This window comes from Microbacterium profundi, from assembly GCF_000763375.1.
In the GTDB taxonomy this organism is placed as follows: Bacteria; Actinomycetota; Actinomycetes; order Actinomycetales; family Microbacteriaceae; genus Microbacterium; species Microbacterium profundi.
Window position 1 is genome coordinate 344408 of record NZ_JPSY01000003.1, and the last position, 19864, is coordinate 364271.

The 19864-nt window shown below is 67.2% G+C and carries 19 protein-coding genes and 1 tRNA gene; 11 read left to right on the top strand and 9 right to left on the bottom strand.

Going from position 1 to position 19864, the window contains the following annotated elements; genetic code table 11:
• Positions 1–11: 11 nt before the first annotated feature.
• The 6 genes from tkt to pgl are packed head-to-tail and all read left to right on the top strand — an operon-like array spanning position 12 to position 8114.
• The gene (gene tkt, locus JF52_RS0114390) at positions 12–2114 is read left to right on the top strand and encodes a transketolase (RefSeq protein WP_372959110.1); all 2103 of its coding nucleotides are present in this window, start codon (positions 12–14) and stop codon (positions 2112–2114) included.
• Entirely contained in the window at positions 2111–3223 is a 1113-nt protein-coding gene (gene tal / locus JF52_RS0114395; RefSeq protein WP_033107249.1) for a transaldolase, read from the top strand. The genes tkt and tal overlap by 4 nt, the downstream gene beginning before the upstream one ends.
• The gene (locus JF52_RS0114400; protein WP_033107250.1) at positions 3220–4827 is read left to right on the top strand and encodes a glucose-6-phosphate isomerase; all 1608 of its coding nucleotides are present in this window, start codon (positions 3220–3222) and stop codon (positions 4825–4827) included. The genes tal and JF52_RS0114400 overlap by 4 nt, the downstream gene beginning before the upstream one ends.
• 22 nt (positions 4828–4849) lie before the next feature.
• Entirely contained in the window at positions 4850–6397 is a 1548-nt protein-coding gene (gene zwf, locus JF52_RS0114405) for a glucose-6-phosphate dehydrogenase (protein WP_033107251.1), read from the top strand.
• On the top strand, positions 6394–7329 hold the full coding sequence (locus tag JF52_RS0114410) for a glucose-6-phosphate dehydrogenase assembly protein OpcA (protein ID WP_033107252.1): 936 nt from the start codon (positions 6394–6396) through the stop codon (positions 7327–7329). Before zwf ends, JF52_RS0114410 begins: the two co-directional genes overlap by 4 nt.
• Positions 7330–7334: 5 nt before the next feature.
• Positions 7335–8114 (top strand): 6-phosphogluconolactonase, encoded by a 780-nt coding sequence (pgl, locus tag JF52_RS0114415; RefSeq protein WP_033107367.1) that lies wholly within the window; start codon positions 7335–7337, stop codon positions 8112–8114.
• Here pgl and JF52_RS0114420 read toward each other — a convergent pair.
• Positions 8108–9145 carry a DMT family transporter gene (locus JF52_RS0114420; protein ID WP_052167060.1) on the bottom strand — a complete coding sequence of 346 codons (1038 nt, stop codon included), beginning with the start codon at positions 9143–9145 and terminating at the stop codon, positions 8108–8110. The two genes, pgl and JF52_RS0114420, sit on opposite strands and share 7 nt — an antisense overlap.
• 61 nt (positions 9146–9206) lie before the next feature.
• Here JF52_RS0114420 and def point away from each other — a divergent pair, with 61 nt between their 5' ends.
• Positions 9207–9773: a peptide deformylase gene (def, locus tag JF52_RS0114425; protein ID WP_084595871.1), complete on the top strand. Its 567-nt coding sequence runs from the start codon at positions 9207–9209 to the stop codon at positions 9771–9773.
• Between the two features lie 119 nt (positions 9774–9892).
• Positions 9893–10186: a hypothetical protein gene (locus JF52_RS0114430; protein ID WP_052167061.1), complete on the top strand. Its 294-nt coding sequence runs from the start codon at positions 9893–9895 to the stop codon at positions 10184–10186.
• A gap of 196 nt (positions 10187–10382) precedes the next feature.
• Here the strand turns inward: JF52_RS0114430 and JF52_RS0114435 are convergent.
• From JF52_RS0114435 to dusB, 5 genes are all read right to left on the bottom strand, one after another.
• Positions 10383–10458 (bottom strand) — tRNA-Asn (locus JF52_RS0114435).
• 93 nt (positions 10459–10551) lie between these two features.
• Positions 10552–11328 carry an ATP-binding cassette domain-containing protein gene (locus JF52_RS0114440; protein WP_033107254.1) on the bottom strand — a complete coding sequence of 259 codons (777 nt, stop codon included), beginning with the start codon at positions 11326–11328 and terminating at the stop codon, positions 10552–10554.
• Positions 11329–11364: 36 nt separating this feature from the next.
• Positions 11365–13227 carry a DNA primase gene (gene dnaG / locus JF52_RS0114445; protein ID WP_033107255.1) on the bottom strand — a complete coding sequence of 621 codons (1863 nt, stop codon included), beginning with the start codon at positions 13225–13227 and terminating at the stop codon, positions 11365–11367.
• The gene (locus JF52_RS0114450) at positions 13227–14636 is read right to left on the bottom strand and encodes a deoxyguanosinetriphosphate triphosphohydrolase (protein WP_372959111.1); all 1410 of its coding nucleotides are present in this window, start codon (positions 14634–14636) and stop codon (positions 13227–13229) included. The genes dnaG and JF52_RS0114450 overlap by 1 nt, the downstream gene beginning before the upstream one ends.
• The gene (gene dusB, locus JF52_RS0114455; RefSeq protein WP_033107256.1) at positions 14626–15780 is read right to left on the bottom strand and encodes a tRNA dihydrouridine synthase DusB; all 1155 of its coding nucleotides are present in this window, start codon (positions 15778–15780) and stop codon (positions 14626–14628) included. Before dusB ends, JF52_RS0114450 begins: the two co-directional genes overlap by 11 nt.
• 61 nt (positions 15781–15841) lie before the next feature.
• On the opposite strand from dusB, the gene JF52_RS0114460 reads away from it, so the two are divergent.
• The gene (locus tag JF52_RS0114460) at positions 15842–16336 is read left to right on the top strand and encodes a glutathione peroxidase (protein WP_033107257.1); all 495 of its coding nucleotides are present in this window, start codon (positions 15842–15844) and stop codon (positions 16334–16336) included.
• Here the strand turns inward: JF52_RS0114460 and JF52_RS0114465 are convergent.
• Entirely contained in the window at positions 16333–17034 is a 702-nt protein-coding gene (locus tag JF52_RS0114465) for a DsbA family oxidoreductase (RefSeq protein WP_033107258.1), read from the bottom strand. The genes JF52_RS0114460 and JF52_RS0114465 overlap by 4 nt on opposite strands.
• Before the next feature lie 52 nt (positions 17035–17086).
• On the opposite strand from JF52_RS0114465, the gene JF52_RS0114470 reads away from it, so the two are divergent.
• Together JF52_RS0114470 and JF52_RS0114475 are read left to right on the top strand one after the other, a co-directional pair.
• A complete protein-coding gene (locus JF52_RS0114470; protein WP_033107259.1) occupies positions 17087–17680 on the top strand; it encodes a P-loop NTPase family protein in 594 nt (197 codons plus the stop codon).
• A 74-nt stretch (positions 17681–17754) separates the two neighbouring features.
• Positions 17755–18363, top strand: coding sequence for a P-loop NTPase family protein (locus JF52_RS0114475; RefSeq protein WP_033107260.1), 609 nt, complete (start codon positions 17755–17757; stop codon positions 18361–18363).
• Here JF52_RS0114475 and JF52_RS0114480 read toward each other — a convergent pair.
• Both JF52_RS0114480 and recO read right to left on the bottom strand, forming a co-directional pair.
• Entirely contained in the window at positions 18309–19106 is a 798-nt protein-coding gene (locus JF52_RS0114480; RefSeq protein WP_033107261.1) for an isoprenyl transferase, read from the bottom strand. The two genes, JF52_RS0114475 and JF52_RS0114480, sit on opposite strands and share 55 nt — an antisense overlap.
• On the bottom strand, positions 19103–19846 hold the full coding sequence (gene recO / locus JF52_RS0114485; protein WP_033107262.1) for a DNA repair protein RecO: 744 nt from the start codon (positions 19844–19846) through the stop codon (positions 19103–19105). Before recO ends, JF52_RS0114480 begins: the two co-directional genes overlap by 4 nt.
• Positions 19847–19864: the final 18 nt, after the last annotated feature.

Sequence of the window (19864 nt, forward strand, 5' to 3'; positions counted from 1 at the left end):
TTGGAAAGGGCATGACCTTGTCGGAATTGCAGTGGGAAGAGATTGACCGGCGCGCGGTGGACACCGCACGGATCCTGGCGGCGGATGCCGTGGAGAAGGTCGGCAACGGTCACCCTGGCACGGCGATGAGCCTCGCGCCCCTCGCCTACCTCCTCTACCAGCGCGTCCTGCGCCACGACCCGTCGGACACCGACTGGCTGGGCCGCGATCGCTTCATCCTCTCCGCGGGACACTCGTCACTGACGCAGTACGTCCAGCTCTACCTGGGCGGCTTCGGACTCGATCTCGACGACCTCAAGTCGCTGCGCACGTGGGGATCGAAGACGCCGGGTCACCCCGAATACGGTCATACCAAGGGCGTGGAGATCACGACGGGTCCGCTCGGTCAGGGCCTCGCCTCCGCCGTCGGCTTCGCGTACGCATCGCGCTACGAGCGCGGGCTGTTCGACCCGGAGACGGCTGAGGGCAAGAGCCCGTTCGACCACTTCGTGTACGTGATCGCCGGAGACGGCGACCTGCAGGAGGGCATCACCAGCGAGGCGGGCTCGCTCGCCGGTCACCAGCAGCTGGGCAACCTCATCGCGTTCTACGACTCGAACCAGATCTCGATCGAGGACGACACGAACGTCGCATTCACCGAAGACGTCGCCGCACGGTACGAGGCGTACGGATGGCATGTGCAGACCGTCGACTGGAAGAAGACCGGCGAATACGTGGAAGACGTCGCCGAGCTGTTCGCCGCAGTCGAGGCCGCGAAGGGCGAGACCGCCAAGCCCTCTCTCATCATCCTCAGGACGATCATCGGCTGGCCGTCGCCCGGAAAGCAGAACAGCGGCAAGATCCACGGTTCTGCGCTCGGCGCCGACGAGCTCGCCGCCACCAAGAAGGTCCTGGACTTCGACCCTGAGCAGACCTTCGCCGTCGCGGACGACGTGATCGCGCACACCCGCGCGCTCGCCGACCGTGCCGCTGAGGTGCGCGCCGCGTGGCAGGAGTCGTTCGATTCCTGGGCCACCGCGAACCCCGAGCGCAAGGCGCTGCTCGACCGCGTCGAGGCGCACGAGCTGCCCTCCGACATCGCGTCGGCGCTTCCCGCCTTCGAATCGGGCAAGGAAGTCTCCACCCGCGCAGCGTCCGGTCAGGTCATCAACGCTCTCGCTGCCGAGCTCCCCGAGCTGTGGGGCGGCTCGGCCGACCTCGCCGAGTCGAACCTCACGACCATCAAGAACGCCGCCTCGTTCATCCCTTCCGAGTGGTCGACGCACGAATGGTCGGGCAACCCGTACGGACGCGTGCTGCACTTCGGCATCCGTGAGCACGCGATGGCGGCGATCATCAACGGCATCGTGCTGCACGGCCCGACCCGCGCCTTCGGCGGCACGTTCCTGATCTTCAGCGACTACATGCGCCCGTCCGTCCGCCTGGCTGCGCTGATGAACATCCCCAGCATCTTCGTCTGGACGCACGATTCCGTCGCGCTCGGCGAAGACGGCCCGACGCACCAGCCGATCGAGCAGCTCGCGACCCTGCGCGCCATCCCGAACTTCACGGTGGTGCGCCCTGCGGACGCGAACGAGACCTCGGTCGTCTGGCTCGAACTGCTGCGCCGCCACGCCGGACCGGCTGGTATCGCGCTGACGCGTCAGAACATCCCGGTGTTCGCACGCGGCGAGGGCGCGGCGTCAGGCGACACCTTCGCCTCAGCCGACAACGCGACCAAGGGCGCCTATGTGCTCGCGGAAGCGCCGAACGGCACGCCCGACGTCATCATCATCGCCACCGGCTCCGAGGTGCAGCTGGCTGTGGCAGCTCGCGAGACGCTGGCCGCCGACGGGATCAACGCCCGCGTCGTCTCGGCTCCGTCGCTGGAGTGGTTCGACGAGCAGGATGCCGCGTACCGCGAGTCCGTGCTCCCGGCATCGGTCACCGCACGCGTGTCCGTCGAGGCGGGCTCCGCACTCACCTGGCGCGGCATCGTCGGCGACAAGGGACGTTCCGTCGCGATCGATCACTTCGGCGCATCCGCCGACTACAAGACCCTGTTCCAGGAATTCGGCATCACCGCCGAGGCCGTCGTCGAGGCGGCACGCGCAACTGTCAAGGAGAACGCATGAGCACCCCCACCGCAGACCTCGCAGCCGCAGGCGTCAGCATCTGGCTGGACGACCTCTCCCGTACCCGCATCGACTCCGGCAACCTCGCCGAGCTGATCGAGACGCGAAACGTCGTGGGCGTCACGACGAACCCGACGATCTTCGCCGGTGCCATCACCAACCCGGATGACACCTCCTACGACGCGCAGGTCACCGAACTCGCCGCGTCGGGCGCGACTGCCGAAGAGGCCGTGTTCGCGGCCACCACGCAGGACGTCGCCGCCGCACTCGACGTCTTCCGTCCGGTGTGGGACGCTTCGGGTCACGTCGACGGCCGCGTGTCGATCGAGGTGTCCCCCGATCTCGCGCACGACACCGAGGGAACGGTCGCGCAGGCCAAGCAGCTCTGGGAGAAGATCGACCGCCCGAACCTGCTGGTGAAGATCCCCGCGACCAAGGCGGGCCTTCCCGCGATCGCGCAGACGATCGGCGCGGGCATCAGCGTCAACGTGACCCTGATCTTCAGCCTCGAGCGCTACGCCGAGGTCATCGAGGCGTACCTGACCGGGCTCGAGACGGCCGAGGCCGCGGGCATCGACCTGTCGACGATCGAGTCGGTCGCGTCGTTCTTCGTCTCGCGCGTCGACACCGAGACCGACAAGCGCCTCGTCGCGATCGGCACCGATGAGGCGCTCGCACTCAAGAGCAAGGCCGGCCTCGCGAACGCCCGTCTCGCGTACGAGCTGTTCGAGAAGACGTTCGCTGGCGACCGCGCCAAGGCCCTTCTGGATGCCGGTGCGACCCTGCAGCGTCCGCTGTGGGCCTCGACGGGCGTCAAGGACCCGGCCCTTCCCGACACCCTGTACGTGACGGAACTCGTCGCCCAGGGCGTCGTGAACACGATGCCGGAGAAGACGCTCGAGGCGACCTTCGACCACGGCGTCATCGCGGGCGACACGATCACCGGCGGCTACGACGAGGCCCGCGAGGTCTTCGCCGGACTCGAGAAGGTCGGCGTCGACTTCGCCGATGTCACCCAGGTGCTCGAGGACGAGGGCGTCGCGAAGTTCATCGACTCCTGGCATGACCTGCTCGCCCAGGTCGCTGAGGGGCTCGAGGCCCAGCGATGACGTTCTCGATCCACGCGTCGGGCGCTGCGAAGACGGCGATCGACGAGGTCGTTCCGCAGCTGGTCGGCGACCTCATCGCATCGCGCATCACCGGGTTCGACTCGACGCTGTGGGGCGAAGCCGCCGAAGAAGAGGCAGCCAAGCGTCTCGGCTGGCTCGAGGCAGTGTCGGTCTCGCGTCCTCTGGTTCCTGAGATCGTCGCGCTCCGCGACGCGCTGCGTTCCAAGGGCGTCACCCGCGTCGTGCTCGCCGGCATGGGTGGATCGTCGCTCGCGCCTGAGGTGATCACGCAGACCGCAGGTGTCGCGCTCACGATCCTCGACTCGACGGCACCCGGCCAGGTACTGGCCGCGCTCGACGAGGGTCTCGAGCAGACCGCCCTGGTCGTTTCGTCGAAGTCGGGCTCCACGGTCGAGACCGATTCGCAGCGCCGCACGTTCGAGGCCGCGTTCCGCGACCTCGGCATCGATCCCGTCGAGCGCATCGTCGTCGTCACCGACCCCGGTTCGCCGCTGGACGCATCCGCTCGCGAGGCCGGATACCGGGTGTTCAACGCCGACCCGAACGTGGGCGGCCGCTACTCGGCCCTCACCGCCTTCGGGCTGGTGCCCTCCGGACTCGCCGGTGCCGACATCTCCGAGCTGCTCGACGAGGCCGAGGCGACACTGCTGCAGGTCGCCGTCGACGCGGCAGACAACCCGGCGCTGCGCCTCGGCGCAGCCATCGCAGGCACGAGTCCGCGGCGCGACAAGCTGGGCCTGATCACCGACGGAACGCACATCAACGGTCTGCCGGATTGGATCGAGCAGCTCATCGCCGAGTCCACAGGCAAGGACGGCACCGGCATCCTGCCCGTCGTGCTGCTGCCGGTCTCGCCGGAACTGGATGAGGTCCCCGCTGACCTGCAGATCGTGCGCCTCGTCGATGACGCGAACGAGTTCCACCTGCGCGAGCGTCACGAAGGCGAGATCCTCGTGAGCGGTTCGCTCGGCGCGAACCTGATCGTGTGGGAGTACGCGACCGCGATCGCCGGCTACCTGCTGGGCATCGATCCGTTCAACCAGCCCGACGTCGAATCCGCCAAGGTCGCCACCCGTGGCCTTCTGGACGCACGGCCCGCGCCGACAGCGCCCGCGTTCGTCGAGAGCGGCATCGAGGTCCGTGTGTCCGATCCCGCGCTTGCGGCTTCGGGCAACATCGAAGCGGTGCTGGACGCGCTGTGGGCGCAGCTGCCGGAAGACGGCTACGTGTCGATCCAGGCGTACGTCAACCGTCTGGAGCTGCCGCAGCTGCAGGGTCTTCGCGAGCTGGTCGCCGCCGATTCCGGCCGTCCGACCACGTTCGGCTGGGGTCCTCGGTTCCTGCATTCGACCGGCCAGTATCACAAGGGCGGACCCGCTCAGGGTGTGTTCCTGCAGATCCTGGAGCGCACAGACGTCGATCTCGAGATCCCAGAGCGCCCGTTCACCTTCGGACAGCTCATCCAAGCGCAGGCCGCGGGTGATGCCGGCGTGCTGGCCGAGCATGGCCGCCCCGTCGTGTCCCTGACGATCACAGAGGACTCGGCCGACGTGCTCGCCCTCTTCGAAGCCGCCCAGAAGTAGCCCGTAGGAGAAGCCCCCGCCGATGACCGTTCCCGTATCACGCGGCCATAACCCGCTGCGCGACCCAGACGACCGTCGCCTCAATCGCATCGCAGGTCCCAGCGCGCTGGTGATCTTCGGTGTGACTGGCGACCTGTCGCGCAAGAAGCTCATGCCGGCGGTCTACGACCTGGCGAACCGAGGGCTCCTGCCGCCCGGTTTCGCCCTGGTCGGCTTCGCCCGACGCGATTGGGAGGACCAGGACTTCGCCGAGGTCGTGTACGACGCGGTGAAGAAGCACGCGCGCACCGAGTTCCGCGAGGAGACCTGGCAGCAGCTGCTGCAGGGCATCCGCTTCGTCTCCGGTGAGTTCGACAACCCCGAGTCGTTCGCCAAGCTGCGCGAGACCGTCGAGAAGCTCGACGTCGAACGCGGCACGATGGGAAACCACGCGTACTACCTGTCGATCCCGCCGAAGTCGTTCCCCGTCGTCACGAAGCAGCTGAAGGACTCCGGGCTGGTCGGCGACGACCACGGCGACGAGCGCTGGCGGCGCGTCGTCATCGAGAAGCCCTTCGGCCACGATCTCGAATCGGCGCGCGACCTCAACGAGGCGCTGGAGGTCGCTTTCCCCGCAGACGCGATCTTCCGCATCGACCACTACCTCGGCAAGGAGACGGTGCAGAACATCCTCGCGCTGCGCTTCGCGAACGAGCTGTACGAGCCGATCTGGAACCGCAACTACGTCGATCACGTGCAGATCACCATGGCCGAGGACATCGGCGTCGGCGGTCGCGCCGGCTACTACGACGGCGTCGGTGCTGCGCGGGACGTCATCCAGAACCACCTGCTGCAGCTTCTCGCACTCACCGCGATGGAAGAGCCGATCAGCCTGAGCGCAGAGCACCTGCGCGCCGAGAAGGAGAAGGTGCTCGCCGCCGTCACCCTTCCCGAGGATCTCTCCCTCGCGACCGCACGCGGCCAGTACGCGGGCGGATGGCAGGGCGGCGAACAGGTCACCGGTTTCCTCGACGAGGACGGGATGGACCCGGATTCCACCACGGAGACCTACGCGGCCATCAGGCTCGACATCAACACGCGACGCTGGGCCGATGTTCCGTTCTATCTGCGCACCGGCAAGCGCCTGGGTCGCCGAGTGACGGAGATCGCCGTGGTCTTCAAGCGCGCCCCGCAGCATCTGTTCGGACGTTCGAACACCGCAGAGCTCGGTCAGAACGCCCTCGTCATCCGCGTGCAGCCCGATGAGGGAGTGACGATCCGGTTCGGCTCCAAGGTCCCTGGTGCCGGCAGCAACGTCCGCGATGTGACGATGGACTTCGGATACGGCCACGCCTTCACCGAAGCGAGCCCCGAGGCGTACGAGCGGCTCATCCTGGACGTGCTCCTCGGCGACCCGCCGCTGTTCCCGCGCCACGAAGAGGTCGAGCTGTCCTGGAAGATCCTCGACCCCGTCGAGAAGTACTGGGCATCGCAGAAGACACCGGTGCAGCAGTACGCCCCCGGTTCGTGGGGTCCGGCATCCGCCGATGCCCTTCTGGCCCGCGACGGACGAGTCTGGAGACGACCGTGATCATCGACCTTCCCGACACGACCGTCAGCCAGGTCGCCAAGCAACTCGTCAAACTGCGTGAGGAGGGCGGCGCTGTGGCGCTCGGCCGCGTGCTGACCCTGGTCATCGCCGCACGCGAAGAGGTCGCAGAAGAGGCGATCGAGGCGGCCAACGACGCCTCCCGCGAGCATCCGATGCGCGTGATCGTCCTCACCGAACGCGAGGGCGATGCGCGCCTCGACGCCCAGATCCGTGTCGGCGGCGACGCCGGTGCGAGCGAGGTCGTCGTGCTGCGTGCCGACGGCGACGCGGCCGGCAACCAGGAGAGCCTGCTCACCGGCCTTCTGCTGCCCGATGCCCCGGTCGTCGCCTGGTGGCCGGATGACGCTCCGGAGGAGCCGTCCGCCACACCGCTCGGTCATATCGCCCAGCGTCGCATCACCGACGCCGCCACCGCCAACGACGTGCGCGCGCAGATCGAGTCACTCGGGCGTTCGCACGCCCCCGGCGACACCGACCTCGCGTGGACCCGTCTCACGTACTGGCGCGAGCAGCTCGCTGCAGTGCTCGACCAGCCGCCGTTCGAAGAGGTCACGGCTGTGGAGGTGCGAGGTGCAGCCTCCTCCCCGTCCACCGCACTGCTCGCAGCATGGCTCCAGCTCGCCCTCGACGTTCCGGTTCGATGGGCGTATGAGAAGCGCGATGAATGGGACGAAGGCATCAAGTCGGTTCGCCTCAGCCGTGCGAGCGGGGACATCCTGCTGGAGCGCCCCGTCCCAGGTGACGCCGTGCTCACGCAGCCCGGTCAGCCCAACCACGATCTGCATCTGCCGCGCCGCACCCTGCGGGAGTGCCTGGCTGAGGAGTTGCGCCGTCTCGATCCCGACGTCCTGTACGGTCGAGTGATCACCGAGGGCTGGGAGAAGCTGGGTCCGCCCGAGACCGGGGAGTGAACGACATGCAGGCATCATCCGCCGAGAAGCTGGTCGTCGTCGAGCCGACGCCGTCCGCTCTCGCCGACCGGGTCGCGCAGGCGTTCCTCACACGGGTGAAGGCCAGGACGAAGAACGGCCGGACCGCGCACATCGCTCTCACCGGCGGATCGATGGGCAGCACGGTTCTTCGCGCCGTCGCCGCTCATCCCAAGGTGAACCGCATCGACTGGTCGCTGGTGCACTTCTGGTGGGGTGACGAACGATTCGTCGCTCGCGACGATCAGGATCGGAACGCCCTGCAGTCGCGTGAGGCGCTGCTGGATCACATCACTGTGCCTGCGGAGAACATCCATGAGGTCGCCGGCGCCGACAGCGGCCTCTCACTAGATGAGGCCGCAGCGGCGTACGCCGCGGAGCTCGCGAGGTTCGGTGGCCAAGAGCATGCCTGGCCGTCGTTCGCGGTGTGCTTCCTCGGTGTCGGTCCAGATGGTCACATCGCCTCGCTGTTCCCGGATCGCTCCGAGGTCACCGAGACGGATGCTGCGGTGCTGCCCGTTCGCGACTCTCCGAAGCCGCCGCCGGAGCGGGTCACGCTGACCCGTCCGGTGATCAATTCCTCCAAGCGCGTCTGGCTGGTTCTCACCGGCGCCGACAAGGCCTCGGCGCTCGGGCTCGCACTCGCGGGCGCCAGCTACACGAACGTGCCCGCAGCGGGCGCCAAGGGGCGCAAGCGCACGATCTTCTTCGTCGATCAGGCTGCCGCGTCGGAGGTCTCGGAAGACCTCATCGAACAGGTCTACTGATCGCTGCTCTCCACCCCTGGGCCGTACTCGGTGCCTGGGCGGCGCGTCGCGTCTGAGCCGTTGGACGAGTCCGAAGCGACGCTCCCCCGGACGATGCCGAGTTCCTGGCTCTCACTTAGCACCTGCGGGTGATACCTGGCGAGACCGACCACGCCCCAGATCGCGATCGCTCCGGCGACTCCGAAGCAGACGAGCACCCATGGCGGCGCAGCCGCGGCTTCGCCGAGCACCAGCATCCCGATCAGAACCGCGATCATCGGATCGACCACGGTCAGCCCGGCGATCACAAGGTCGGGCGGGCCGGAACTGTATGCGGTCTGGACGAAGTAGGCACCGACGGCGGATGCCGCCACCAGGGCGATCACGCATACCAGCGTCACCCAGTCGAACTCCCCGGCCTGCACGCGCTTGATGACGGCCTTGGCCAGCGTTGCGACGAAGCCGTAGAGGATGCCGGCGCCGACGACGTAGAAGAGAGCCCGCATGCGGTGGCGCAGGATCAGCCAGAATCCGCCGAGCACGATGATCACGACCAGCAGGATCGCGAGGATCACGAAGAGCTCGCGATCGGTGATCTCCTGCTCCACGGCGAACAGTGCAGCGAAGATGACGAAGATGAAGATGCCGCCCACGCACGCCCCTATGGCTATGAGCGACTTCCTGGTGGGTGTGTGCCCGGACACACGGGCATTGAGCAGAGTGGTGATCACGAGCGCGATCGCGCCGAGCGGCTGGACGACGATCAGCGGGGCAGCGGAGAGCGCCGCGAGCTGGCAGACGATCGCCAGGCCGAGCATGAGCGTGCCGAGGATCCATGACGGCCTGGTCAGCAGTCGTTTGAGCTGGTCGGCGCTCAGACCGCTCGCTCCGTCCGCACCGCTGAGGCGCTCGACCTTCTCGACGCCGCGGTGCTGGTATTGGGCTCCGAGCGACATGAACACAGCGCCCGCGAGCGCCAAGGGGATGCCGAGCAGCAACGCGGGGTTCTGGAAGACGCCGACGAGCTGGTTGCCGACATCCGCCTCTGCCATCCACACGCCCGCGCTCACACTGAAACACTACCTGGCACAGGGCGCACAGTAGGGTTGTGGCGTGGCTGTTCTACCGATTCGCATCATGGGCGATACCGTTCTGCACTCCCCCGCATCGCCCGTCGCCGAGATCGATGACGAGGTCCGCACTCTCGTCGCCGACATGTTCGAGACCATGGACACAGCTCCTGGGGTCGGCCTCGCCGCTCCCCAGGTCGGCGTGGCTCTTCGCATCTACACGTATTCGTATGTGGACGATGACGACCAGCCGTGGCGCGGCGTGCTCATCAACCCGGTGCTGTGGATGTCTCCCCCTGAGCCCGGCCCCCCCGACCCGGACGAGGAGTCCGAGGGCTGCCTGTCCTTCCCCGGTGAGCGGTTCCCACTGCGCCGTGCCGACCGAGTGCTGGTGACCGGTCTGGACCTCGACGGCGCGGCGGTGCGCATCGAGGTGGACGGATGGCGGGCCCGCATCATGCAGCACGAGTTCGATCATCTCGACGGCATCCTCTACATCGATCGACTGTCCGACGGCGATTGGAAGACCGTCCAGAAGATCGCGCGCAAACGCGGATGGGGCAAGCCCGGTGCGAGCTGGATGCCCGGAGTCGACGACCTCGAAGCCTGAGCGCATACAGCTTCTGCATAACCCATTCAAAGTTGCGTCTCAGGTTCAGTGTCAGTACCGTTCCCGTGGGGCGGGCCATCAGTGTCCGTTGACGGACGATTCCTCGGAGGGGAACTCACATGATGAAACTGCGCAACCGGCGCGCGCTCGCACTGGCAGGAACGGCGCTCGCGCTCAGCATCGCGCTCAGCGGCTGCAGCGCGCTCAACAACCTCATCGTGGGCGGCAGCAATGACGCTCAGCGCGATGAAGAGACCGGCGAGGTCACCGAGGGATCGAACATCGACATCTTCTCCCTCAAGGTGGGTGACTGCATGCCGACCAGCGACACCACCGGCGAGATCACCGATGCCGATGTCGTTCCTTGCTCCGAGCCGCACGCGGACGAGGTCTTCTTCGAGTGCAGTGCGTGATCTACGAGCCGGACCCCGCCGACCCGAAGCTTTCGCTCGATGTGACCGGCACGCTCAGAGGCGCCGCACGCTGATCAGCGGCTGATTCGCGCAAGAGGCTCCGTCCGATCGGGCGGAGCCTCTTGCGCATGCCTGCCGTACGGGCACAACACCGCACGAATGCAGAAAGCCCCGTACAAGACGGGGCCTTCTGATCTGGCTCCCCAAATTGGACTCGAACCAATAACCTGCCGATTAACAGTCGGCTGCTCTGCCAATTGAGCTATTGGGGATCAGGCGATGTCGCCGAAGCAACTCCACAATCTTAGCAAACCCCCGAGGGTGCTCGTGACACCCGCCGCCCTGCTCGGGCGTGTCGAGTCGGGTCAGCGGCCGAGCGAATCCGCCTCGCCGTTGGGCACCCAGAGCAGGTCCTTGCCGACGCCCCGCGCCACCACGTGACCGGCACGCAGCATCAGCGTCTCGGCATTGAGCTCACGGATGAACGCCGCATCGTTCGTGACGAGCAGCGCTCCCATCCCCTGCCCGTTGCGGCGCCTGGTGATCGCGTCGAACACGACCGGCCGCACTTCGAGATCGAGATTCGCGAGCGGCTCGTCGGCGATGAGCACCCGCGGCTCGAGGACGAAGGCCCGTGCGATCGCAACCCGCTGACGCATGCCGGCGCTGAGCTCGTACGGGAACTTCGCCGCCGTGCCGAGCGGCAGATGCAGCTCGTCCAGCAGCGTCGCGATGCGGATCGAGAGCGCCTTGCTGTTGACGCGCTTCTCGCGGATGAGGATCGGCTCTGCGATCACTTCACTCACCGTGAGCGTCGGCGGAAGATCGGCGCCGGCACCCTGAGGGATGAACCCGGTGAGGTATGTCAGCTCGCGATGCCGCCGACCGGGCTTTCGCACGTTCACGCCGCAGACTTCGGCGGTGCCGCCGACGATGCGCACCGATGGGTCCGTGGAACCCGCGAGAGCCGCGACCAGCGTGGACTTGCCGGATCCGGTGGGACCGGCGACGCAGATCAGGTCGCCGGGAGAGAGCGCGAAGGTGACTCCGTCGACGGCGCGCGTGGGGGCTCCGTGCCCGATCCGATCGATGACCAGATCGAAGCAGTCGATCACGTTCGAGGAGTGTTGCCTTCGGGACATAGGTTCCATCCTCCCCCGAATCGGCCTTACGGTCCGTTACGACTCGGTGAAGCGCTGGCGCTCGATGTCGAGATCGCGCAGGCGCATGCGCAATGCCCGGCCGCCGTCCGAATCCGCAGGCACTCTCTGCACAGCGCCGAGCAGCTCGTTCTTCTCCCGATCGAGGTTGCGCAGGATCATGCGCCGGAACAGATCCGCCGTCGATCTGGCCGCCCCCTCCTCATCGCGTGCCGGGAACGGCGACATCAGCAGCTCCCCGGCGAGCAAGCGGTACGGCTCGCGCACCGCGTTGACAGCATCCATCGCCCATCCGACGCGCGTACGGTCGGATGCGGCGACGACGACTTCGCGGATCGCTTCCAACGCCGGGTGGCGGAACGGCACCTCGAATGCGCGCGCCAGCGTGGCCTGATCGATCTGATGCCCGTACTGCAGGGCTCCCATCATCGCGCCGCGCTCGAGTGCGACGTCGGCCGTGCGCGGCAGGCTCGCCAGCGTCACGGGTGCGACTGCCGTCGGCTCCGAACCCGCCGGCACAGCCTCTGCCGGTTCGCGTCGTGCAGGAGCGTGGTTCGCTCCTGCACGACCAGCACGCTCCACCTCGGCGCGCACCTCGGTCGGGTCCATGCCCAGACGTCGGGCGAGCATCCGCTCGTACCCTGGGCGCAGCAGGCGATCGCGGATCTCGGCCACGATCGGTGCTGCCGCTCGCAGCGCGCCGACCTGCCCCTCGACGGTGGCGAGGTCGAAACCGCTGAGTCTGCGGTCGATCGCGAACTCGAACATCGGCACCTTGGCGTCCATGAGCCCACGCACCGCAGCGTCGCCGCGCTGCAGCCTCAGATCGCACGGATCGAGACCGTTCGGGGCCACGGCGACGAAGGTCTGCGCGTTGAAGCGGTCATCCTCTGTGAAGGCGCGCAGCGCCGCCTTCTGGCCCGCCTCGTCGCCGTCGAACGTGAACACGACCTCCCCCGAGGCGTTGTCGTCGCCCATCACACGGCGCAGAACCTTGATGTGCTCCGCGCCGAACGCCGTGCCACAGGTCGCGACAGCTGTGGTCAGACCCGCAAGGTGGCACGCCATGACGTCGGTGTACCCCTCGACGACCACGACGCGTCGCGGATCGCCTCGAGAGATGTCGCGCTTGGCCAGGTCGAGCCCGTAGAGCACCTGGGCCTTCTTGTAGATGATCGTCTCGGGAGTGTTCAGGTACTTCGGCCCCTGGTCGTCGTCATACAGCTTGCGGGCGCCGAAGCCGATGGTCTGTCCTGTGACATCGCGGATCGGCCAGACCAGCCGTCCGCGGAATCTGTCGTACACCCCGCGCTGTCCCTGTGACACGAGTCCGGCCGCGAGCAGCTCGTCGCGCGTGAATCCCTGCGCGGTGAGGGCCTTCATCATCCCTTCCCATCCGCGCGGCGCGTAGCCGACGCCGAAATGGGCTGCGGCACCGGCGTCGAAGCCGCGTTCTCCGAGGAACTTCCGGCCGGTCTCCGCTTCGGCCGACAGCAGTTGGCCGCGGAAGAACTCGGCTGCCGCGGTGTTCGCCGCGTACAGGCGGCTGCGGCCGCTGTTCTCCGGTGCCGACCCGCCGTCCTCGTAGTGCAGGGTGTAGCCGATGCGTCCCGCGAGGCGCTCGACCGCCTCGGTGAAGCTGACGTGATCCATCTCCCGCAGGAACGAGTACACGTCGCCGGATTCTCCGCAGCCGAAGCAGTGGTAATAGCCGACCTGCGGGCGCACGTGGAAGCTGGGGCTCTTCTCGTCGTGGAACGGGCAGAGCCCCTTGAGCGAGCCGACGCCGGCCGACTTCAATGCGACGCGTTCTCCGACGATGTCGCCGATGTTGGTGCGCGACTTCACCTCATCGACGTCTGCCTGGCGGATCCTCGGCATCAGTTCGCCCTTTCGGCGAGTGCCCGTTCGTCCTCGTGCGCGCCGGAGCGCTGCCTAACATGACGCGGGGACCAGATGCCGACCTCAGCAGGGTCGACATCGCCGACGAGCCTGCTGTGCCAATCCAGGGCCGTCTGATCCGTCAGGCTGGCGATCTGGTCGACGACCACTCGCGCGCGCTGCGCATCCGTCTCCGCGTCGTGGAAGTCCGCCGCGAAGGCGGGCTCGAGCACATCTGCTCCCGCCGTCCACAGCGCATCGGTCGACCAGAGTGCATCGGCAAGGCGCTTGAGCACGCGTCGCTGCTCCTTGTAGACGCCCTTGCGGGCCTCGATCGTCACGATCGCCTGTCCCATGATGCCCTTGAGTACGGCGATCTCCGCCTCCACCACCCGCGGCACGACGACGTGCGCGCTGTACCGGGCGAGCGCCGGGCCCCGATAGGTCTCACGCGTCGCGGCGACGGCGGCGCGCGCGAAGCGGCCGATCAGGTCGCTGGTGAGGTTCTTGAGCCCGGCGAGATCGCGGCGTGAGCGGTCGAAGGACTTCAGCCACATCGGCTGGCTCGTCAGGCGGTAGAGAGCGTCGGCGAGCTCTTCCCTGGTGAAGTCGTACCCGACCCATTGCTGCACGCGCCCGACCAGCGCATCGTGTTGCTTCGGGTTCGACAGCGTGGCCACATCGAGGTAGCCGTTGACGATCGCGTCTTCGAAGTCGTGCACGGAATAGGCGATGTCATCGGAGAGATCCATGATCTCCGCCTCGATGCAGCGCAGACGCCCAGGTGCGTCCTCGCGCATCCAGCGGAACACGTCCTCATCCTCGGGATACACGCCGAACTTCAGACGTCCGCCGGGATCGGGGACGGGGCTGTCGACCGTCCACGGATACTTGCAGGTCGCGTCGAGGCTCGCCCGCGTGAGGTTCAGCCCGACGGAATGGCCGTCCGCGTCGAGGACCTTCGCCTCCAGGCGGGTGAGGATGCGCAGCGACTGCGCGTTGCCCTCGAAGCCGCCGATCGGCTCCGCCCATTCGTTCAGGGCGCGTTCGCCGTTGTGGCCGAACGGCGGATGCCCCAGATCGTGACTGAGGCAGGCGGTGTCGACGACGTCGGCCGAGACGCCGAGAGCCCCGGCGAGTTCTCGGCCGACCTGCGCGACCTCGAGCGAGTGCGTCAGCCGATTGCGGGCGAAGTCAGCCGTGCTCGCAGGGCTCAGCACCTGCGTCTTCGCCGCCAGACGGCGCAGGCCGGCCGAGTGCAGCACTCTGGCACGATCTCGGGCGAAGTCATCACGCTCTGAGCGGTGCTGCTCACTGACGAAGCGCGCCGTGTCGCGCGCGTCGTAGCCGTCGATCCGCGCACCGCCAAACGCTGCGACAGGCTCAGCGGTCGAAGGATCAACCACCACTGTTCTCGATCTCCGCGCCGCGCAGCATCTCGCCGGTGTCGCCGGCGACATCACGTGAGTCCAGCCACTTGTCGGGCAGAGCAGGGCGCTTCGGGCGACCGGCACGACCGCGCTGACCCTCGGCATCCGCTCCGGGATACGGCGCATCACGGTCGAGCTGACCGAGCAGGTCATCGATGTGGGCGAGGCTCTGCGCAGTGGCGAGGCCGGTGCGCACGTCACTGCCGACCGGATAGCCCTTGAAGTACCATGCGACGTGCTTGCGGATATCGCGGCATCCGTGATCCTCGTCCTCGAGGAACTCGACCAGCAGCTGCGCATGCCGGCGGAAGGCATCGGCGACGAAACCGAGGGTGGCGTCGACCGGTCGAGACTCGGCGCCGAACGCTGCGGCGAGATCGCCGAACAGCCACGGGCGGCCCAGGCATCCGCGCCCGACGACGACGCCGTCGCAGTCGGTCTCGGCCATCATCCGCACGGCGTCATCGGCCGACCAGATGTCGCCGTTTCCGAGCACCGGGATGCTCGTGACAGCCTGCTTCAACTCGCCGATCGCGTTCCAGTCGGCGTGGCCGGAGTAGAACTCGCTCGCGGTGCGGGCATGCAGGGCGACGGCAGCGGCACCGGCGTCTTCGGCGGCGCGCCCGGCGTCGAGGAACGTGAGGTGGTCGGCATCGATGCCCTTGCGCATCTTCACCGTCAGCGGGATGTCTCCGGCGGCCTTGACCGCCTGATCGACGATCTCCGCGAACAGACCGGTCTTCCACGGCAGCGCTGCTCCCCCGCCCTTGCGGGTGACCTTGGGGACGGGGCATCCGAAGTTCAGGTCAATGTGGTCGGCGTGGTCTTCCGCCACGATGATGCGCACCGCCTCGGCGATGGTCTTCGGGTCGACGCCGTAGAGCTGGATAGACCGCGGCGTCTCGCTCTCGTGGTGGCGGATGAGCCGCATCGTCGTGTCGTTGCGTTCCACCAGCGCGCGAGACGTGATCATCTCGCTGACGTAGAGGCCCGCGCCGTATTCACGGCACAGGAGACGGAACGCGGTGTTGGTGATGCCCGCCATGGGTGCGAGGACGACAGGCACGTCGAGGTCGATCGGGCCGATGCGCAGGGCGCGAGCGGGGGCGGAAGCGAGAGTCATATCCCTTCCATTCTCCCATCCCCACGGCCCTCGGCGCCGCACCGCGTCTTAGGCTGTGGATATGACCGAAACCAGCGTGCGCCAGATCCCATTCACCGATGCCACCGGCGCCGAGAAGACGCTCGACGACCTGGGGGCCGATGTTCTGCTCGTCGTCAACGTGGCATCGAAGTGCGGTCTCACGCCCCAGTACGAGCAGCTCGAGCAGTTGCAGCGCACCTACGGCGACCGCGGCTTCAGCGTCGTCGGGTTCCCGAGCAACCAGTTCATGGGTCAGGAGCCCGGTTCGGTCGAGCAGATCCTGGAGTTCTGCTCCACCACGTACGGCGTGACCTTCCCCGTGAACGACAAGGTCAAGGTCAACGGCAGGAACGCCACCGAGCTCTACAAGGCGCTCAAGGAGACGCAGGACGCCGGCGGCAAGGCCGGACGTGTGGAATGGAACTTCGAGAAGTTCCTGGTGCTGCCGGACGGTTCGGTCAAGCGCTTCCGTCCGAAGCAGAAGCCGGACGCCCCCGAGATCGTCGAGGCGATCGAGGGCGCCCTGGTCCGCTAGACCGCGGCTTCTTCCTGATCCGCCGGTGCGGAGTCGCTCTCGCCGCGTTTGGCCCAGAGGTCTCGCAGCACGTTCTCGAACGTGGCCGGCGGCTGTGCGCCCGAGATACCGTACTGACCGTCGATCACGAAGAACGGCACGCCCTGGATGCCGTAGGCGCGAGCCTGCGCCTGGTCCTGACGGACATCCGGGAGGTGCTTCTCACTCTCGAGCGCCGCGCGAGCCTCATCGGCGTCGAGCCCGACCTCGACCGCCAGCTCGATCAGGTCGTCGATGCGCCCGACATGCTTGCCCTCGGTGAAGTACGCCGACATCAGGCGCTCTTCCATCTCGTGCTGCAGATCGTTCGCCTTGGCATGGTGCAGCAGTTCGTGCGCCTTGACCGTGTTCGTGTGCTTCAGCAGATCGAAGCGGTACTCCAGGCCGGCGTTCTTGGCAATGCCGGTCACGTTGTCGAGCATGCCCACCACCTGGTCACGGGGCATGCCCTTGTGGCCGGCGAGGAAGTCGATCTCGTCTCCGTCGAAGTCGACAGGAGTGTCGGGCGAGAGTTCGAACGAGTGGAAGGTGACGGTGACCTTCGGAGCGTCTTCGTCGCCGGCGACCGCCGCAAGACCTGTTTCGAGGTTGCGCTTGCCGATGTAGCACCACGGGCAGGCGATGTCGGACCAGATGTCAATCGAGATAGGTTGGCTCACCTCAGTGGGAACCTTCTCTGACCCGCGAATATTCCGTTGATAGCATCTTCGGATGCTCTCAGCCGACGATCCGCTCCCCTTCCAGCCGGAGCGCGTGCTGATCGCCGGCGTCACCGGCTCGGGGAAGACCACGCTCGCACGGCGGATCGCGGCCCGCTGGAATCTCACGCACCAGGAGCTCGACGCGCTCTACCACGGACCCGGCTGGACACCCCGACCTGAGTTCCTCGACGAAGTGCGCGCATTCGCCGCAACGGACCGGTGGGTGACCGAGTGGCAGTACACATCCAAGGGAACGAACACGGTCCTCCCGCGAAGTGCTGATCTGCTGCTGTGGCTCGACTACCCGTACGGCGTCGCACGCCGACGGCTCATCCGTCGCACCTGGAAGCGTCGCATCCTACGCACGAAGCTCTGGAACGGGAACGTCGAGCCGAACCTGTGGCATGCGCTCACCGTGCGCGGCGACGAGAACATCCTCGACTGGCAGCGCCGCACTCGCCACAAGTGGAGCGAGCGGATGCCGCAGATCGAAGCAGAGCACCCGCATCTGACGATCGTCCGGCTCACGCATCCGCGCGAGACGGAGCGCTGGCTCGCACACCAGCGGGGCGTTGAGCGAGCGAAGCGAGACGAAACGGGCTGAGCGAGCGAAGCGAGTCGAAGCCACGACCTCACCGAGCCGCATAGGCACCGCCCCTCCGTTGATAGCATCTTCGGATGCTCTCAGCCGACGATCCGCTCCCGTTCCGGCCCGAGCGCGTGCTGATCGCCGGCGTCACCGGTTCGGGAAAGACGTCCCTCGCCGGCCGCATCGCACGTCTCTGGTCGCTCGAACACATCGAGATCGACTCGCTCTTCCACGGCCCGGACTGGACCCCGCGTCCGGAGTTCCTCGACGACGTGCGCGCATTCGCCGCAACGGACCGGTGGGTGACCGAGTGGCAGTACACCAGCAAGGGCACGGATGAGATCATGACGCCGCGCGCGCAGCTCGCGCTCTGGCTGGACTATCCGTATCGAGTGGTGCGCTCGCGACTGATCCGTCGCACTCTGGGCCGCAGCATCCTGCGCACCGAGATGTACAACGGCAACGTCGAGAAGCCCTTGTGGAAGCTGCTGGCGACCCGCGATCCTGGCGAGAACATCCTCGCGTGGCAGACCAAGACGCTGGGGTTCTGGACGGCGAAGATGCCAGACGTCCGAGAGCGATTCCCCCATCTCACGATCGTGCGGCTGCGACACCCGCGCGAGACGGAGCGCTGGCTGCAATCTCAGGCGGACGGCGCATCCACCGCGCCGCCGAAGCGGCGATCGCGCGACACATAGATCTCGATCGCACGCCACAGCTCCTGACGCGAGAAGTCGGGCCAGAGCGTGTCGAGGAACACCATCTCGGCGTACGCCGACTGCCAGAGCAGGAAGTTCGAGGTGCGCTGCTCGCCCGAGCTGCGCAGGAACAGGTCGACGTCCGGCAGCTCTGGCACGTACAACTGGCGGCCGATCATCTTCTCGGTGATCGCCTTCGGCTTCAGACGCCCGGCGGCCACCTCGCCCGCAAGTGAGCGCATCGCGTCTACCAGCTCGCCCCGCCCGCCGTAGTTCACGCACATCGTGAGTGTCAGCACGTCGTTGTCCCTGGTCAGCTCCTCCGCGCGCTGCAGCTCCTTGATCACAGATCCCCACAGTCGAGGCTTTCTTCCCGCCCAGCGGATCCGCACGCCCCACTCGTTGAGTTGGTCGCGCCGACGATGCAGCACGTCGCGGTTGTATCCCATCAGGAAGCGCACCTCCTCGGGCGAGCGAGCCCAGTTCTCGGTCGAGAACGCGTAGACCGACAGATGCTTCACACCGGCCTGGACGGCGCCGGCGACGACGTCGAGCAGCACCTCTTCACCGGCTTTGTGCCCCTCGATGCGGGTGAGGCCCTGCTTGTTCGCCCAGCGGCCGTTGCCATCCATCACGATCGCCACGTGCTCGGGCACCTTGGCGAACACGGGCGGATGCACACCGGTCCAATCGAGCGGGCGGTACGCGACAGCGTCCTTGTGCGTGTACGGCTTCGGAGTCAACGAAAGTCCTCTCGAGACGAGTCAAAGACGTGGGCGAGCGAGCGGATGCCGCGTTCCAGATGGAACTGCGCGTATGCCGACACGAGCCCGGAAGCGGCGGCGGTCTCGGCGTGCGGCGCCGCATCCACGGCATCCCACTCCCCCTGCATGAGGGCGCGCAGCAGCTGCAGCGTCGACTGCGAGACGCGAGGGCTGCCGGCGGGAGCGCAGTTCGAGCACACGAGGCCACCCAGCTGCCCGATGAAGTGCGTGTGCGGGCCCGGCGTGGCGCAGCGCGCGCAATCGCTCAGCGAAGGAGCCCAGCCCGAGAGCGCCATGACACGCAGCAGATAGGAATCCAGGATGCTGCGCGGGGCGTGCTCGCCACGGGAGAGCGCGCGAAGGCCTCCGACGAGCAGCAGGTACTGCTCCGGCGTCGCCTCCGCGTCGCTGAGACGGTCGGCGGTCTCGACCATGGCGTTCGCCGAGGTGAAGCGATCGTAGTGCGCAGCGATCTCCGCACCGTATGCGCCGAGGGACTCCGCCTGCTGCACGATGTCGAGCGATCGACCCTGGTACAGCTGCAGGTCGGCGACCATGAAAGGCTCCAGCCGGGAGCCGAACTTCGACGAGGTGCGCCGCACACCCTTGGCGACGGCACGGATCTTGCCGTTGCGCCGAGACAGCATGGTGACGATCCGATCCGCCTCACCGAGCTTGTGAGTGCGCAGGATCACCGCTTCGTCTCGATAGGTGGGCACTGTCCGATTATCCTCCGT